14 protein-coding genes are annotated in these 16,328 nt (G+C 61.4%); 5 read left to right on the top strand and 9 right to left on the bottom strand.

The window, feature by feature from the left end; all coding sequences use genetic code 11:
- Positions 1-5 precede the first annotated feature (5 nt).
- Positions 6-1,043, bottom strand: coding sequence for a cysteine synthase A (locus ACS4RR_RS16210; protein ID WP_222281114.1), 1,038 nt, complete (start codon positions 1,041-1,043; stop codon positions 6-8).
- A gap of 225 nt (positions 1,044-1,268) precedes the next feature.
- Between ACS4RR_RS16210 and ACS4RR_RS16205 the strand changes: the two genes are divergently transcribed.
- Both ACS4RR_RS16205 and ACS4RR_RS16200 read left to right on the top strand, forming a co-directional pair.
- A complete protein-coding gene (locus ACS4RR_RS16205; protein WP_222383781.1) occupies positions 1,269-1,928 on the top strand; it encodes a ChrR family anti-sigma-E factor in 660 nt (219 codons plus the stop codon).
- A 98-nt stretch (positions 1,929-2,026) separates the two neighbouring features.
- Positions 2,027-2,860, top strand: coding sequence for an SDR family NAD(P)-dependent oxidoreductase (locus tag ACS4RR_RS16200; RefSeq protein WP_162118430.1), 834 nt, complete (start codon positions 2,027-2,029; stop codon positions 2,858-2,860).
- A 136-nt stretch (positions 2,861-2,996) separates the two neighbouring features.
- Here the strand turns inward: ACS4RR_RS16200 and ACS4RR_RS16195 are convergent, their stop codons facing one another.
- Entirely contained in the window at positions 2,997-3,323 is a 327-nt protein-coding gene (locus ACS4RR_RS16195) for a hypothetical protein (protein ID WP_170261348.1), read from the bottom strand.
- Positions 3,324-3,527: 204 nt separating this feature from the next.
- Between ACS4RR_RS16195 and ACS4RR_RS16190 the strand changes: the two genes are divergently transcribed.
- Both ACS4RR_RS16190 and ACS4RR_RS16185 read left to right on the top strand, forming a co-directional pair.
- Entirely contained in the window at positions 3,528-3,845 is a 318-nt protein-coding gene (locus ACS4RR_RS16190) for a hypothetical protein (RefSeq protein ID WP_456189023.1), read from the top strand.
- Positions 3,846-3,961: 116 nt separating this feature from the next.
- Positions 3,962-4,639, top strand: coding sequence for an HAD family hydrolase (locus tag ACS4RR_RS16185; protein WP_456189022.1), 678 nt, complete (start codon positions 3,962-3,964; stop codon positions 4,637-4,639).
- 37 nt (positions 4,640-4,676) lie between these two features.
- Here ACS4RR_RS16185 and ACS4RR_RS16180 read toward each other — a convergent pair whose 3' ends face one another.
- The 7 genes from ACS4RR_RS16180 to ACS4RR_RS16150 form a co-directional block, all read right to left on the bottom strand.
- A complete protein-coding gene (locus tag ACS4RR_RS16180) occupies positions 4,677-7,334 on the bottom strand; it encodes a nitrate reductase (RefSeq protein ID WP_456189021.1) in 2,658 nt (885 codons plus the stop codon).
- On the bottom strand, positions 7,335-7,667 hold the full coding sequence (gene nirD, locus ACS4RR_RS16175; protein ID WP_456189020.1) for a nitrite reductase small subunit NirD: 333 nt from the start codon (positions 7,665-7,667) through the stop codon (positions 7,335-7,337). It lies immediately after the preceding gene.
- Between the two features lie 23 nt (positions 7,668-7,690).
- Positions 7,691-10,141: a nitrite reductase large subunit NirB gene (gene nirB / locus ACS4RR_RS16170; protein WP_456189019.1), complete on the bottom strand. Its 2,451-nt coding sequence runs from the start codon at positions 10,139-10,141 to the stop codon at positions 7,691-7,693.
- Between the two features lie 17 nt (positions 10,142-10,158).
- The gene (locus ACS4RR_RS16165) at positions 10,159-11,427 is read right to left on the bottom strand and encodes an MFS transporter (RefSeq protein WP_260110704.1); all 1,269 of its coding nucleotides are present in this window, start codon (positions 11,425-11,427) and stop codon (positions 10,159-10,161) included.
- Positions 11,428-11,907: 480 nt separating this feature from the next.
- Positions 11,908-13,188, bottom strand: coding sequence for a CmpA/NrtA family ABC transporter substrate-binding protein (locus ACS4RR_RS16160; protein WP_456189018.1), 1,281 nt, complete (start codon positions 13,186-13,188; stop codon positions 11,908-11,910).
- A 34-nt stretch (positions 13,189-13,222) separates the two neighbouring features.
- A complete protein-coding gene (locus tag ACS4RR_RS16155; RefSeq protein ID WP_456190147.1) occupies positions 13,223-13,810 on the bottom strand; it encodes an ANTAR domain-containing response regulator in 588 nt (195 codons plus the stop codon).
- A gap of 85 nt (positions 13,811-13,895) precedes the next feature.
- On the bottom strand, positions 13,896-14,900 hold the full coding sequence (locus ACS4RR_RS16150) for a LacI family DNA-binding transcriptional regulator (protein WP_260110706.1): 1,005 nt from the start codon (positions 14,898-14,900) through the stop codon (positions 13,896-13,898).
- A gap of 228 nt (positions 14,901-15,128) precedes the next feature.
- On the opposite strand from ACS4RR_RS16150, the gene ACS4RR_RS16145 reads away from it, so the two are divergent.
- Positions 15,129-16,268: a sugar ABC transporter substrate-binding protein gene (locus tag ACS4RR_RS16145; RefSeq protein WP_456189017.1), complete on the top strand. Its 1,140-nt coding sequence runs from the start codon at positions 15,129-15,131 to the stop codon at positions 16,266-16,268.
- Positions 16,269-16,328: the final 60 nt, after the last annotated feature.

The following is a 16,328-nucleotide window of genomic DNA, read 5'->3' as shown; positions in this document are numbered from 1 at the left end:
GGGTCTCACACGGGCTCGTAGGGAACGTGGATATCGGGCGACTTGGCCATCCAGCCCGGAACGGGCAGTCCCTTCGACCTCAGGAAATCCGGGTTAAAGAGTTTTGACTGATAGCGGTTGCCGTAATCGCAGAGGATCGTCACCACCGTGTGACCAGGTCCGAGATCCCGGGCGAGATTGACCGCACCGGCAATGTTGATCGCTGTCGAGCCGCCGAGGCAGAGGCCCTCGTTCTCGACGAGGTCGAAGAGATAGGGAAGCGCTTCGGCATCCGGGATCCGGTAGGCATAGTCAGGCGTGAAACCCTCGAGATTGGCGGTGATGCGACCCTGGCCGATGCCCTCGGTGATCGAGGATCCCTCGGATTTCAGCGCGCCGTTCTGATAGAATTCGTAGAGTGCGGCGCCGTCGGGATCGGCGATGCCGATTTTGACGTCTGCCTTGAAAGCCTTGAGGCCGGCAGCCACTCCTGCCAGCGTGCCGCCGGAGCCGACGGAGCAGATGAAGCCGTCGACCTTGCCGTCGGTGTCTTTCCAGATTTCCTTGGCGGTCGTTTCGACATGCGCCTGACGGTTGGCGACGTTGTCGAACTGGTTTGCCCAGATCGCCCCGTTCGGCTCGGTCTTCGCCAGCTGCTCTGCCAGCCGCCCGGATACCTTCACGTAGTTGTTCGGGTTCTTGTAGGGAACGGCGGGCACTTCGACGAGTTCGGCGCCGAGCAGCTTCAGGGCGTCTTTCTTTTCCTGGCTCTGCGTTTCCGGGATGACGATGACGGTGCGATAACCGAGCGCCTTGGCGACCAACGTCAGCCCGATGCCGGTATTGCCGGCCGTACCCTCGACGATGACGCCGCCCGGGCGAAGCAATCCCTTCCGCTCTGCGTCGCGGATGATGTAGAGCGCGGCGCGATCCTTTACCGACTGGCCGGGGTTCAGGAACTCCGCCTTGCCGAGAATGGTGCAGCCGGTCATCTCTGAGGCGCCCTTGAGTTTGATCAGGGGCGTGTTGCCGATGGCTTCGAGGACGGAAGGGTGGAAGGTCATGGAATCTGCCTCTATTCGAACTCTTACTTTAGGAACGGTCTTTTCCCTTCACAAGGCTGAGTTGGCAAGAAATGCTATTCCACGCCTCTGGCGGACACGATAAAATTTGCTTTCCTCCCCCGAAATGACGCACAGCCCGCAATCCCGTCGTGTGAGGGGTGATCCGAAGATTGACTTTCCCCGTACGGATGACGACAAAGCGAAAACGGAGCGCGGCAACAGGGCGTGACCGAAACCGACATGGTTCACGAGCAAATCGACACGATTGATGCATTGATGGCGCATTATGTTGCCGGCTCCTTGCCCGAGCCGGCGCGTGTGCTGGTCCAGGCTCATCTCGAAATGAAACCGGACAATCGCAGCCTGGTGAACAGCCTCGAGCTGCTGGCAGGCGAAGCTCTGGAAAACGCGCCCGAAGCCGCCATTGCCGATCGCGACGGGCGGCTTGCGGCGATCTTTTCCTCTGCGTCTTCCATCCCGGCGCCACGGACGGCCGCGCGACCGGAAAACGCGTTGTTTCCGCAAGCGTTGCGCGCCCTCTTGGGTTTCGAGGCCGAGGATGTGCCCTGGCGCCGGCGGTTGCCCGGTTTTAAGGAATATTCGCTCGACATGGACGGCTGCGAGGTCAGCCTGATGTGGATCCGGCCTGGCCGCGCCTTGCCGGCGCACACCCATAAAGGCATGGAACTGATCCTTATTCTCGACGGCGCCTTCAACGATGAACGCGGCCATTTCGGTCCCGGCGACATCTCCATCGCCGACGAGATGGTCGACCACCGGCCGATTGCCGAAAAGGACAGGCCGTGCATCGCCTTTGCGGTCTCGGACGGACCGGTCAAGCTCACCGGATCCTTTCGTCAGATGATCGGCGACCTGATCGGCTGAAAGCAGCCACAATGATGTGATAGAGCCGTAAATCCGGAGGGGTTGAGGAACTTCCGGACCTGTTTTCGCATTGATCAGGCAGCCCGGAGGAACATGTCATGCGTGATTTCATTGCCCATCCCGAACATGGAATCGTCTGGCTTTCGGGCGCAAGTTCAGGCATCGGCAGGGCGCTTGCGTTAAAGCTCGCCGGCGAAGGATACAAAGTCGCCGTCACCGCCAGAAGCCACGAAAAGCTGGTCGAACTGCAAGCCGAGGCCAATGGCCTTTCGGGCAGTATCATTGTGCTCGACGGCGACGTCACCGATGCCGAGGACATGGAACATGTCATGGCCTCGATCGAATACGAGCACGGCACGCTCGCCATGGCGATCCTCAATGCCGACGTCTACCTGCCTGTTCATGCCGAGGATCTGAACCGCGCCGATTTCGAGAAGAGCTTTGCCGTCAACCTCTCCGGCGTCGTCAACTGCCTGCTGCCGGCGATCCGCCATATGAAGGCGAAAGGGCAGGGACAGATCGCCATCGTTTCCTCCGTCACCGGCTATGGCGGCTTGCCGACGGGGGCCGCCTATGGCGCGACCAAGGCGGCGCTGATCAACATGGCCGAAAGCCTGAAATTCGATCTCGACAAGATGGGCATCCGCATCCAGCTCGTCAGTCCGGGCTTCATCGATACGCCGGCGACGCGTAAAAATGCCTTTCCGATGCCGGCTCTGGTATCGGTGGAGGAGGCCGCCCGGGAGATTGCCGCCGGGTTGAAATCTCAGGCCTTCGAGATCACGTTTCCGAAGCGCTTCACCACCATGCTCAAGCTCGCACGCCTGCTCCCCTATGGCGCTTATTTCACGCTGGTGAACCGCGTGACCGGCTGGCGGGAGCGGCCGCCATTGGCGGGTCACCATCCGGTGACACCGCATGCGGCGGAATGATCAACGGCGCGAGAATACGACCTGGCGCACATCGACATTGCGGGCACGGAGGCCGGCCTCGTTTCCTCCGGCGGGTGTCGGCGACATGAAAAAGGCCGGCGTGAACCGGCCTTTTCTGAGAGCAGCAGTCTGTCGCTTAGTTGTCGTATTCGCGGCAGGCTTCGCTGATCGATGCGCCGCTCTGGCCGCCGCGCGTGTCGACACCGGACATCTGTTGCGGCATGCCGGGGCATTCCATCGTCTGCGGTCGTCCAATGCTCTGTGTCGTCGTTGGATCGACCGGCGAGACAGGTACCGGACGAAAGCCGTTGTCATCGTTGGTGTAGTCGGATGAATAGGTACCCGATCTCGGATCGGTCGAGCCGCCATTCGTCGGCCCGATTGGATCGGGGTTCGACTGGGCAAAGGCTGACGACGCCATGCCGATCGCAAGCAGCGAAGCGGCGATAAGGGACTTAGACATGGGATATCCTCCTTGGATTTTCATCTTGGATGACCCAGGGGTAACTGCCTGATGGAATCATTGTTCCGAAAAAACCTGCATTCAAGCCTCGCGGCATTCCAGCATGGTTATGCGTAAACCTTAACGGGCGATGTCGCTGGATCGGCGCCAGCGCATGTCTTACTTGCATGCGGAGATACTAAAAAACCGTGGCATGAGGCCGCTATGTTCATCTCCTTTCGCGAAGCCGCAGATCTCGGTTTCCAGATCGTACTTGCACTCACGTTGACGATGACTGGCATTGCGGTCTCCTCCTACGCCGTCAGGAATGACAAGGCTAAAATTTCAGCGATCGACGTCAGCCGTCCCTTGCTCTGGACTGCGGCTCCGATGCGCGTCGATCCGGCTACGCAGGCCTACCTGCGCGCCGATGCTTCGGCCGCACTGGAACTCGCCGGGGCTGCCGATGACCTGTGCAACGACCCGATCGGCCTCCGGCTTTCCTGCGACTTGATCATCACCTCCGGTACTGCGGCTTTCTAGGCAAAGGCGGTCGTGAGGCGTCACCGCCATTCCCGAAAGCTTGCAAAACCCAATGATTTGCCGTTTGATCGCGATAGCGACCACCATCCGACTCTTTCCCTGAAGGATTCAGCCTTTTGCCTATGCCGATGCCCCGCGGCTTCGAGAAGCCCTATGCCGCCTTCCTGTTCGATATGGACGGCACTATCCTCAATTCGATCCTTGCAGCCGATCGCGTTTGGAGCGACTGGGCAAGGCGTCATGGGCTCGACGTCGCCACCTTTTTGCCCAAGATGCATGGATCGCGCGGCATTGACACGATCGCCCGGCTGAACCTGCCGGGAGTTGATCCCGAACATGAATCGAAGCTGGTGACCGAGGCCGAAATCGCCGATGTCAGCGACGTCGTGGCCATTCCCGGCGCCGCGACGTTCCTGAGCTCGCTGCCCCCGGATCGCTGGGCGATCGTCACCTCCTCGCCGTTGCGCCTTGCTCGCCGGCGGCTGGAGGCGGCAGGCCTGCCGGTGCCGAGATTCATGGTAACGGCGGAGGACGTGAAGGTCGGAAAACCCGACCCGCAATGTTATATTCTGGGCGCCGAGCGCCTCGGCGTCAGCACGCAGGATTGCCTGGTGTTCGAGGATGTCGCAGCCGGCATCACCGCGGGCGAGGCGGCGGGTGCCGATGTCATGGTCATCACGGCAACACATCACCAAAAAATGGAGACGCCGCACCCGACCCTCTCATCCTATGACGAGATCTCGGTCCGCATCTCCTCCGATCACAGGATGCTGATCGTCCCGAACGCGGCCTGAAGGTGCCCCGATCGCGTCCTGCTTGCTTTTGCGCGGTTCACTCCGCGGCTGCGGCAAGACAGCGATCGATGATGCTGCCGATTTCGCTGCGGCAGGAGCCGCAATTGGTTCCAGCGCTGGTTTCCTTGCCGACCGCCTCGACGCTATGACATCCGCCGCGCACGGCAGCGGCGATCTGGTTGACCCCGACACTGAAGCAGGAGCAGACGGTGGCGCCTGGATCCGGCCTGCCTGCGCCGGGACGACCCGCAACGAGCGCAAAGCGCTTCCTGAGGTCGCCATGCGAGGCGGAGAGCTGCGAGATCGCCCAGTTGCGCGCGACGGCAACGGGCTGGCGTGCCAGAAATAGCGCCGCAAGCAGGACCTCGCCATCGAAGAAGGCGAGCCTGAGGTCGCCGGATCGCCGGTCGGCATAACCAAGCGGTTCGATCTCGGCCGGAATGGCGAAAACCGCGCGGCACCAGGCCGTCCAGTCTTCGACGTTTTCGCCGAAGGCAAGCTCCAGCCGCCAGCCGCCGGCGGCTTTTGCCAGCGCCCAATAGGCGGCGTCAGGTGTGGCAGGTTTTGTGGCGGAGACGGCGAAACCGTAGTGGGTGGCGCGAAACGGCCGGACGGCGACGGCAACGTTCTTCGACGCCGGTTGACCGGAAATCGGGTCCGTTACCGGCGCGACCACGGCGTCGATCCGTGCTCTTGCGGCGAACTGGTCGTTCCAGTGCATCGGCGCAAAGATGCCGCCGCGGGCCTGGCGATCGGTGACCAGCGCCCTGACGATTACCTTGCCGTGCGGGCTGTCGATTTCGACGAGGCCCGCACTTGATATACCGGTCTCGATCGCGTCGCGCGGATGGATCTCGGCAAAGGGTTCGGCGATATGGGCGGAAAGCCGCGCGCTCTTTCCGGTTCGCGTCATCGTGTGCCACTGGTCGCGGATGCGCCCGGTATTCAGTATGAAGGGGTACTCGGCATTGGTGCGATCGGTTGCGGGCGGTTTGACCGCGACGAAGCGGGCCTTGCGATCGGGATGGAAGAAACCGCCCTCGGCGAAGAAGCGGGTGATGCTCGGTTCTGTCCCTGCCGCCTGTGGCCACTGGAACGGCGACAGTTCGTCATAGGCGCCGCCGCTCATGCCGGCGCGCGCGCCGATGTCGAAATCGCGGCTGCCGTTATTTTCGAAGGCGGAAAGCGCGGCGTGTTCGTCGAAGATTGCGGCCGGCGCATCAAAATTGAAGGCCTCGGCAAATCCCATGCGGCGTCCGACTTCCGCAAGCTGCCACCAGTCGGCCCTTGCATCGCCGGGAATGTCGAGAAACGGTCGTTGCCTTGAAATGCGCCGTTCGGAATTGGTGACGGTACCGTCCTTCTCGCCCCAGCCGAGTGAGGGCAGAAGCACATCTGCGTGCCGGGTCGTATCCGTCTCTTTCAGGATGTCGGAGACGACGACGAAGGGACAGGCGGCGATCGCGCTTTCGACGCTGTCGGCATCCGGCATCGAGACGACGGGATTGGTCGCCATGATCCAGAGCGCCTTGATGCGTCCGTCGGCCACGGCTTGGAACATGTCGACCGCCTTCAGGCCGGGCTTCGCGGCGATGACGGGCGAATTCCAGAAGCGCTGCACGCGATCCCGGTCTTCGGCATTCTCGATCGCCATATGGGCGGCAAGCATATTGGCAAGACCGCCGACCTCGCGCCCGCCCATGGCGTTCGGCTGGCCGGTCAGCGAAAACGGTCCCATGCCGGGGCGGCCGATGCGGCCGGTCGCCAGGTGGCAGTTGAGGATGGCATTGACCTTGTCTGTGCCGGAGGAGGATTGGTTGACGCCCTGGCTGTAGCAGGTCACGACCTTCGGCGTCGTCTCGAACAGGCGGAAGAACTCCCTGATCTGCATGGCCGGCAGGCCGGTCCGTTCCAGAAGATCGTTGATATCAAGCGCGGCGGCGGCCGCAAAAGCGTCGCCGAAACCTTCGGTATGAGCGCCGATATAATTCTGGTCGATTGCCGGACTGGTCGCGAGATGGGCAAGCAGTCCCATGAACAGCGCAACGTCGCCGTCCGGACGGATGGCGAGATGCAGGTCGGCGATATCGCAGGTCATCGTCCGGCGCGGATCGATGACGACGATCCGCATGTTTGGCCGTGCCGTCTTTGCGGCGGCAAGCCGCTGGTAGATGACGGGATGACACCAGGCGAGGTTGGAGCCGGTCAGGACCACCAGATCCGCAAGTTCGATATCCTCATAGGTCCCGGGCACCGTATCGGCGCCAAAGGCGCGGCGATGCCCCGCCACGGAAGACGACATGCAGAGCCTTGAATTGGTGTCGATATTGCCGGAGCCGATGAAGCCCTTCATCAGCTTGTTGGCGACATAGTAATCCTCGGTCAGCAACTGGCCGGAGACGTAGAAGGCAACGGCGTCAGGCCCGTGTTCGGCGATCGTTTCAGAAAAACGGCGGGCGACCAGATCAAGCGCCTCGTCCCAGCCGCTCCGTTCGCCTTCGATTTCGGGATGGAGAAGCCGGCCATCGAGATCGATGGTTTCGGCGAGGGCTGAACCCTTCGAGCAGAGCCGGCCGAAATTCGACGGATGCTCCGAATCTCCTTTGACGCTGACTGCGCCTGCCTCGTCGACCGAGGCGAGAACGCCGCAGCCGACACCGCAATAGGGACAGGTGGTCTTGACCTCAACCGCCATCTATTCCGCCGCCATCATCAGGCTTTCCACGGCGATGAACAGCCTGCCGTCTTCGTTCAGCACCGGTATCGTCCGGACTTCGCCTTCGTCGGCGCCGAGCGCTTTGCCGGTTTCCAGTGAGATCACCCAGTTGTGCAGCGGGCAGGTAACTGACTTGGCATGGACGATGCCCTGGGAGAGCGGGCCGCCCTTGTGCGGGCAATGATCCTCGATGGCGAAGACCTCGTTTTCGGCCGTGCGGAAGACGGCGATCTTGCCCTGCGGCGTCTTCACGCAGCGCGCCCCGCGCAGCGGGATGTCGGAGATGTCACCGATTGCGATGCCAGTTTTCATTGGGCCAGTTCATGTCCATCTCCTTATTCTGCAGCCTGGGGATAGCCGATTGTCGCCATCGGCTTGAACTCATGCTTGTCCTTACCGGAAACACGCTCCGACCAGGGATCGACCTGGGCAAATTTCTGGGAGAAGACGAAGCGGTCGTAATAGGCTTTGCGCTTTTCGGCATCGCCCATGATGTGGCGGCGAATTTCCTCCAGGCCGATGCGCTTTGCCCATTTGTAGATGCGCTCGAGATAACGGGCCTGCTCGCGGTACATCTGCGTCAGGGCCACGATATGCTCCAGTGCCTCGTCCTCGGTTCGGACAAGCCCAAGGACCTCCGTGCCCTTGATGTCGAGGCCGGCCGCACCGGCGAAATGGATCTCGAAGCCGGAATCCACGCAGATCACGCCGATGTCCTTGCAGGTTGCTTCCGCGCAGTTGCGCGGGCAGCCGGAGACGGCCATTTTCAGCTTGGCCGGCGTCCAGGAGCCCCACATGAACCTTTCGATCCGGATACCGAGGCCGGTGGAATCCTGCGTGCCGAAGCGACACCAGTCCGAGCCGACACAGGTCTTCACGGTGCGCAGACCCTTGGCATAAGCCTGGCCGGAGACGAAGCCGGCTTTGCCGAGGTCGGCCCAGACGGCGGGTAGGTCTTCCTTTTCGATGCCGAGCAGGTCGATGCGCTGGCCGCCGGTGACCTTCACCATTGGGATCTCGAACTTGTCGACGACATCGGCGATGGCGCGCAGCTCGTTCGAATTGGTGACGCCGCCCCACATGCGCGGAACGACGGAGTAGGTGCCGTCCTTCTGGATGTTGGCGTGCACGCGCTCATTGATGAACCGCGACTGGTAGTCATCGGCATATTCATCCGGCCAGTCGCAAACGAGGTAATAGTTGAGCGCCGGCCGACATTTGGCGCAGCCGCAGGAGGTCTTCCATTCGAGCTCCTGCATGACGGCAGGAATGCTCTTCAGCCCCTTGGCTTTGATCAGCCGGCGAACATCGTCATGGCCGAGTTCGGTGCAGGTGCACATCGGCTGGACCGCAGCCGGATTGTAGCTGTCGCCGAGCGTCAGCGCCATGAGTTGTTCGACGAGGCCGGTGCAGGAGCCGCACGAGGCGGACGCCTTCGTGTGGGCGCGCACGTCGTCGAGCGACGTTAGCCCCTTGCCTGATATCGTCGAGGTAATTTTGCCCTTGCATACGCCGTTGCAGCCACAGATCTCCGCGTCATCCGGCAAGGCTGCAACGGCCGCCATAGGGTCCAGCGGCGACCCTCCCTGATAGGCCTGTCCGAAGATCAGCGTCTCGCGCATCTCCGAAATATCGGTTGCCTTCTTTTTCAGGTCATTGAACCAGGCGCCGTCGGCGGTCTCGCCGTAAAGCACGGTGCCGATGATCTTGTTGTCTTTCAGCACCAAGCGCTTGTAGACGCCGGCGCTGGCATCGCGCAGCACGATCTCCTCGCGGTCGTCGCCGTCGGCGAAATCGCCGAGTGAATAAAGCTCGATGCCGGTGACCTTGAGCTTGGTCGGCGTATCCGCATGAACGAAGGCAGGCGAGCGATCGCCGGAGAGATGCGAGGCGGCGATACGGGCCATTTCATAGAGCGGCGCAACGAGGCCATAGACCATGCCGCCGACTTCGGCGCACTCGCCGAGTGCAAGAATATCGCCATCCGAGGTCTGCATGCCGGAATCGACGACGATGCCGCGGTTGACGGCAAGGCCGGCGTCTTTCGCCAGACCGACGCTGGGGCGAATGCCGACGGCCATCACGACCAGCGTTGCCGGGATGATGCGGCCGTCGTCAAGTTCGATGCCTTCGACCTTGCCATTCCCGACGATCGCCTTGGTATTGGCCTTGCAGATGACCTTGATGCCGCGCTCCTCGACGGCCTTCTGCAGCAGATAGCCGGCGGCGGGGTCGAGCTGGCGCTCCATCAGTGTCGGCATGACATGCAGCACGGTGACGTCCATGCCGCGCTGGGCAAGGCCGGCCGCTGCTTCGAGGCCAAGCAGGCCGCCGCCGATGACGACAAGCTTTTCGCGCGACTGAGCGGCAAGCAGCATCGCTTGCACGTCGTCGAGATCGCGGTAGGTGATGACGCCGGGCAGATCCTTGCCGGGAACAGGAATGATGAAGGGCACGGAACCGGTTGCGATCACCAGCTTGTCGTAGCTTTCGGTGACGCCGTGGTCGGAGGTCACGGTCTTTGCGGCGCGATCGATGTTGACGATCTTGTGGCCCTTGTAGAGCATGATGCCATGCTTGATGTACCAGCCGTCGCCGTGAATGATGATCTGCTCGTAGTCCTTTTCTCCTGAGAGAACCGGCGACAGCATGATGCGGTCGTAGTTGACGCGCGGCTCGGCATTGAAGATCGTAACTTCATAGCGACCCGGCGCCTGCTCGAAGAGGTGCTCCAGCATGCGCCCGGGCGCCATGCCATTGCCGATGATGACAAGTTTTTCGGTCATATTTCCAGGTCCTTGGATCAGGTTGCAGCCACGGGCGCCGAGTGCCCTTGGCGCGACAGTTGCTTGACGGACAGGTGCATCCAGATGAGAGAGATCACAACGATTGCAAAGAGCAGCAGGAAACAGCTGGACCAAAGGCCGGTCATGTCCTTGAGGAGGCCGAAGGCGATCGGAAGGATGAAGCCGCCAAGGCCGCCCATCATCCCGACGATGCCGCCGACGGCGCCGACGTTTTCGGGGTAGTAGGCCGGAATGTGCTTGTAGACGGCAGCCTTGCCGAGGCTCATGAAGAATCCGAGCACGAAGATGACGACGATGAAGATGACGGGGGTGATGCCGAACGCGGGACCCGTCCCGGTCCCAGAGGCAGCCGGCAGCGAAAGAATGAGGGTGGCGACGGCCGACACGGCAAGCATCGTGTACATCACGCTGCGGGCGCCTTTCTTGTCCGACAGTACGCCGCCGAAGGCGCGGAAGATGCTGCCCGGGATGGAGTAGGCGGCCGCGATCATGCCGGCAGTTTCCAGGTTGAAGCCATAGACGCCGACCAGGTAGCGCGGCAGCCACAGCGACAGGGCGACGAAGCCTCCGAAGGCGAAGAAATAGTAGAGCGAAAAGCGCCAGACCTGAACGTTCTGCAGCGGCGCGAATTCCTCGGCAAAACTCTTGCTGGCGGCGCGGCGTTCGCGGCGGAGACGGTAGGCCGGATCATCGGTCGTGGTGAACCAGAAGACGATTGCCATCAGTGCCAGACAGACGGCCCAGATCTCGGCAACCGCCTGCCAGCCCCATGCGAGCAGCACGAAGGGGGCGGCGAATTTGGTCACAGCCGCGCCGACATTGCCGGCACCGAAGATGCCGAGCGCGGTTCCCTGCTTCTCCGCCGGGAAGAAAGGCGAGACATAGGCGACACCGACCGCAAAGGAGCCGCCGGCGAGGCCGACGCCGAGCCCGGCGATCAACATTTGCGTATAGGTCTGGGCGTAGGAGAGCAGGAAGGTCGCCAATGCGGCGGCCAGCATGGTGAGCGTGTAAACGAGACGCCCGCCGTAGCGCCCGGTCCAGATGCCAAGAACGATGCGCACGAGCGAACCGGTAAGGACGGGGGTGCCGACCAGCAATCCGAACTCGGCCTCGTTCAGCCCGAGATCCTGCTTGATGCGAATGCCGATGATCGCGAAGATCGTCCACACGGCAAAACAGAGGGTGAAGGCTACAGTGGAGATCCACAATGCTTTGGCTGGTTCGCCGGCCGACATGGGCTGTGCTTTCTCGATGACAGACATAACTTCTCCGGGGCCCGACAAGGTCGTGCCGATCCATCGCTGAGGGTTAAAACAAAAAGCCGCTGGTCAGGACGCGCATAAACGAGGTGCGCGAAATATCCTGATCAGCGGCTTTGCTGGTGGCGCCCGCCGTTGGACGCCGAATATGTGGCCTTCTGGCCCATTTGCCTGGACGCAATCCTTACGCCAGATTGCTCAGGCTAAAACCTACCTCTTCAATCTGAAGAGTAATCTCTGTGTCTTCCGTGAGCGTCTATCGCACGCTCATTCTGCGCTGATCGCCATTGACCGGTGCAATAGAGGCAATGCAAACTGCGTGCCAGTTTGGTGTCCCTCATGCAAGTTGCTGAATATAAATGACGTTTTCTGAAATGTGTCGGCTGCTTGTTTTTCAGGCCGCCACCCAATCATGCAAATATTTTGTGCGCTTGTCGTGAGGCGGGCAGATGCGTGCTGGCGTTTTGTGCAGGCCGGCATCGGTTATACCTCGTCGCGACAATCGAAGGGGAGGGCGCTTTTGACGGCAAAACCTGCGACATAGTCCGGCAGCCTCGCGGGGTCGAAGACGTGGCCGTCCATGAAACGGTCGCCCTCGTCACTGCCTTCGATGCGGATATCGGCATCTTGCGGTGCGTTGTCGTCGCCGAGAGCCGTGCGATAGAGATCCGGGCGGTAGGCGGATGCTGCGGCCCTGGCCATGTTAAGGCTGACCTCGGCCTGTCCCCAGCGGATCATCTGGCTGTAAATCCACAGCGCATGGCTTGGTCGGGGATAATTGGCGAAGCCGGAATGGAACATGAAATAATCGGTGATGATGCGGCGGTTACCTTTTGCGTCGAGGCTGAATTCGCCGGCGAGTACACGCCGAATGATCTCGACGGGGGCAGCGATATAGCGCGGGTCGGCAAGAGCTGCCGCCAGCGCGTCATGATTTTCCGGCCGGTCGCACCAGCGGGCTGCCGCGTCGAGCGCCACGATTAGCCTGGAAACGGTTTCCGGATGGCTTTCCGCCCAATCCGGCCGCATGCCGATTACCTTTTCCGGCGCCGACGGCCAGATGTCCTGCTTGGCGGCGACGATGCGGCCGACGCCGCGCTCCGAAGCGACCATGTTCCACGGCGCGCCGACGCAGAAACCGTCGATCGCACCGGCTGCCAGTGCATCCGAAGTCATGGGCGGCGGCACGACCACGAGCTTGACGTCCTTGTCGGGATCGATGCCGCCGGCTGCCAGCCAGTAGCGGAATTCGTAATTGTGCGAGGAGAAGGGATAGGTGACCCCGAAAGTCGGCAGCGGCTCGCCGCGCGCCCTCATTGCCGCCAATGTTTTTGCCAGGGCGCGGGCATTGTCGAGCGCGCTTGCCGTTTCCTGCAATCCCGCGTCATCCCGCATCCTGTCGAAGAGCCGCGTCGACAGCGTGATCGCATTGCCGCCGCGCCCCAGCGAAAACGGCGTGATCGTCGGCGAGGGATTGGAGCCGAGACCGAGCATGGAGGCCACCGGCATCGGCGACAGCATGTGGGCAATGTCGAACTGGCGGAATGCCAGGCGGTCGCGCACATTCGCCCAGGAGACGTCCTTGACGAGATCGAGCGTCAGGCCTTCCTTCCGCGCGAAGCCGAATTCCGCCGCCGCAATCAGCACCGATGCATCGACGAGCGGAATGAAACCGGCCCGCAGTACTTTCGGCCCTTCGTTGTTCACCCGCACGGGCGAGGGCATGTCGCCGCCGGAGTTGGAGGTCGTTGTCATCATATCCACTCCGGTTTCCTCCGGAAATTCATCAGGTCGGCCATTACATCAACAGCCCCGCGGCAGTGACGACGCTCTGGGCGATTTCCGACATCTTCTTCTTTTCGTTCATCGCTGTCTGGCGCAGCAGGGCGAAAGCCTCTTCCTCCGACAGGCCGCGCATCTTCATCAATATGCCTTTGGCGCGCTCGATGAGCTTGCGTTCCTCGAGCGCGGAGCGGGCATCGGCAAGCTCCCGCCGTAGGCGGTTGAAGGCATTGAAGCGGCTGACGGCCATGTCGAGGATTGGTTTGACGCGTTCCTTCTTCAATCCGTCGACGATATAGGCCGAGACCCCGGCATCGACAGCTGCCTCGATCGAGGCTGTGTCGGAGCGATCGACGAACATGGCGATCGGGCGGCTGACCGTGCGCGTCAGCTGGAACAGATGCTCCATCATGTCGCGGTTGGGATTCTCGATATCGATGATGATCACGTCGGGCATCAGCGTTTCGATGATCTGCGCGATGCCGTTGACCTCATGAACCACGGTGACGCGCGTATGCCCTGCCTCGCGCAGTCCTTCTTCGATGATGGAGGCGCGAATGGCATTTTCGTCGATCACCAGAATTGTCAGATCGAGATGCGTCATTGTTCTATTCATGACGCACTGCAGCAATATTGGCAAGCGCGCCAGCCTGATAAGTGTGCAAAAACTAAGTATGCACAATATATGATCAGATTGCCGTGCTTTCGCGCGGAATCAAGGCGAAGCCGAGGTCGATCTGCTCGGACCTTGATACCACGGAGGAATTCAACGCGGCAAGCACCCTTTCGGCCGCGAGTTTTCCGGTTTCGAAACGCCTAGTCGCGATCGAGGAGAGGGAGGGTGCGGCGCAGGCGGCGAATTCCAGGTCGTGAAATCCGATGATCGAGATGTCATCGGGCACACGGATGCCGCGTTTGCGGCATTCCTGCATGGCACCGAGCGCCAGATTGTCGTCAGTGCAGAAGATCGCCTCGGGCACGTCGCCACGTTCATGCGTCATGGCGAAGAGGTCGGAGCCGAGTGCCACGTAGCTATGGCGTGGCCTCTCGGCGATGATCTCCAGATTCAGCAGCTCCGCCTCCTGCATCGCCAGCCGGTAGCCGTCGAAACGCGACTGGGCGCGGTGGTCGAGATTGCCGGTCAGGAAGGCGATCCGGCGGAAACCCCGTTCGATCAGGTGCTGCGTCGCCGTCTGCCCGGCATGCTCCTGCGACATGCCGATGTTGAGGTCGATCGGGTTTGGAGAAAGCTCGAAGGTCTCGACAACGGGCAGACGAGCCTGGGCGAGAAGCTGACGAGAGAGCGGCGTGTGATGAGTGCCGGCGATGATGATCGCCTCCACCCTTTGCCCGAGTAATGCCTTGATGGCGTTTTCCTCCTCGATCTCGGAATAGCGGCTGTTGACGACGATCACCTGGAAGCCGGCGGCGACCAGCACCTCGTGAAGCGCAAACAGATATTCTGCGAAGATAACGTTGTAGAGGGTCGGAACGATGACGCCGATCGCATGCGTGCGCGAGGAGGCGAGGCGGCTCGCGGCAATATTCGGCACATAGCCGAGTTCCTTGACGGCGGCATCGACGCGCAGCCGCAGGCCTGGCGAGACCGCATCGGGCTTGCGCAGCACCCTCGAAACCGTGATCGGGCTGACCCCGGCAAGACTTGCCACGTCATCAAGTGTTATCCGCCGCATGCAAGTCCCGCCACTCGTCCCAGAATATTGATTGTCATATTCTTTAAAAACAGAGAATATTTTCTCATTGCTGTTGCTGATAGCGCTAGAACATACGATTTGACAGCGCTGTCAACTATGTTAACCTAAAATTGTACCGGAAAGGGACGGGGTGGAACCTTCCGGGACCAAGTATGCAAATCAAAGCATAGGAGAGGCGGCTCGGACCGCCTGAGGAGGAGAACATTCATGTTTAAGGTGAAAGAAGCCAAGTCGGCTCGCATTGCCGCGTTTTCCGTGTCCGCGCTTGCCCTGCTCTGCGGCGCGGCCAGCGCGGAACCGAAGGTCGTGTCCGGCCCGGCCGCCGAGCCCGGCTGCATGGTGCCGTGGTCCGCCGACACGCAGTTCCTGCAATATCCAAAGAAGGACGGCCCCTATCGCATCGCGCTCGCCAACGGTTACATCGCCAATACCTGGCGAATCCAGATGGTGCAGACAGCCAAGGCCTATGCCGCCCAGCCCGACGTCGCAGCCAAGCTGAAGGAGTTCAAGGTCGTCTCGACAGGCGAGGATGTGCCGGCGCAGATTTCCGCCATCAACAACTTCATCGATGCCGGTTATGATGCCATCGTCGTCAATGCGCAGAACCCGACCGCTTTCGGGCCGGTGATCAAGCGCGCCAAGGAGGCCGGTGTCATTCTCGTCGCCTTCGACAACATCCTCGATACCAAGGACGCGATCAACGTCAACGTCGACCAGAAGGGTCTCGGCGTCCTCTGGGCCGACTGGCTGGTGAAACATCTGCCGAGCGGCGGCAAGGTGCTGGAAGTGCGTGGCGTCGCCGGCACCTCGGTCGATACGGATCGCCACAACGGCATCCACGAAACCCTGGACGCCTCGGGGAAGAAGTTCACGGTAACCGAGGTCGTCGGAAAATGGGATGACGGTGTTGCCCAGAAGGCGACGGCTGACGCGATCGCCACCAACGGCCCGTTCGATGGCATCACTGCGCAGGGCGGCGATACCGGCGTCGTGCAGGCGATGATCGATGCCAAACATCCCTTCGTGCCCTTCGGCGGTGAGACGGAAAATGGCTTCCGCAAATTCTGCGCTGCCCATGCCGCCGACGGCCTGAAGTGCTCGTCCGCCGGCACTGGCCCGGCCCAGGTCGCCGTCGCCATCAAGACGGCGATCGCAGCACTCGAGGGTCAGGTCGTGCCGCAGGCCGTCAAGCTGCCGACCGCGATTGTTTCGGATCCTGATTTCAAGGAAGGTGAGGATTACTATCCCACCCAGTCCGACAACTTCTTCGTAGGCAATTCCTTCCCCACCTGCGGCATCAATTTCAGCGCTCAGGAAATCATGGGGCAGTCCAAAGAGAACCAATAGCAGCCGTCCTCCGGATCTGATTGCGGGTGTTTGCACCCGCAATCTCCAAGGTGATAGACC

Source organism: Rhizobium zaerense (assembly GCF_051810725.1).
Lineage (GTDB): Bacteria > Pseudomonadota > Alphaproteobacteria > Rhizobiales > Rhizobiaceae > Rhizobium > Rhizobium leguminosarum_I.
This window is presented reverse-complemented; position numbering and strand designations above follow the sequence as displayed.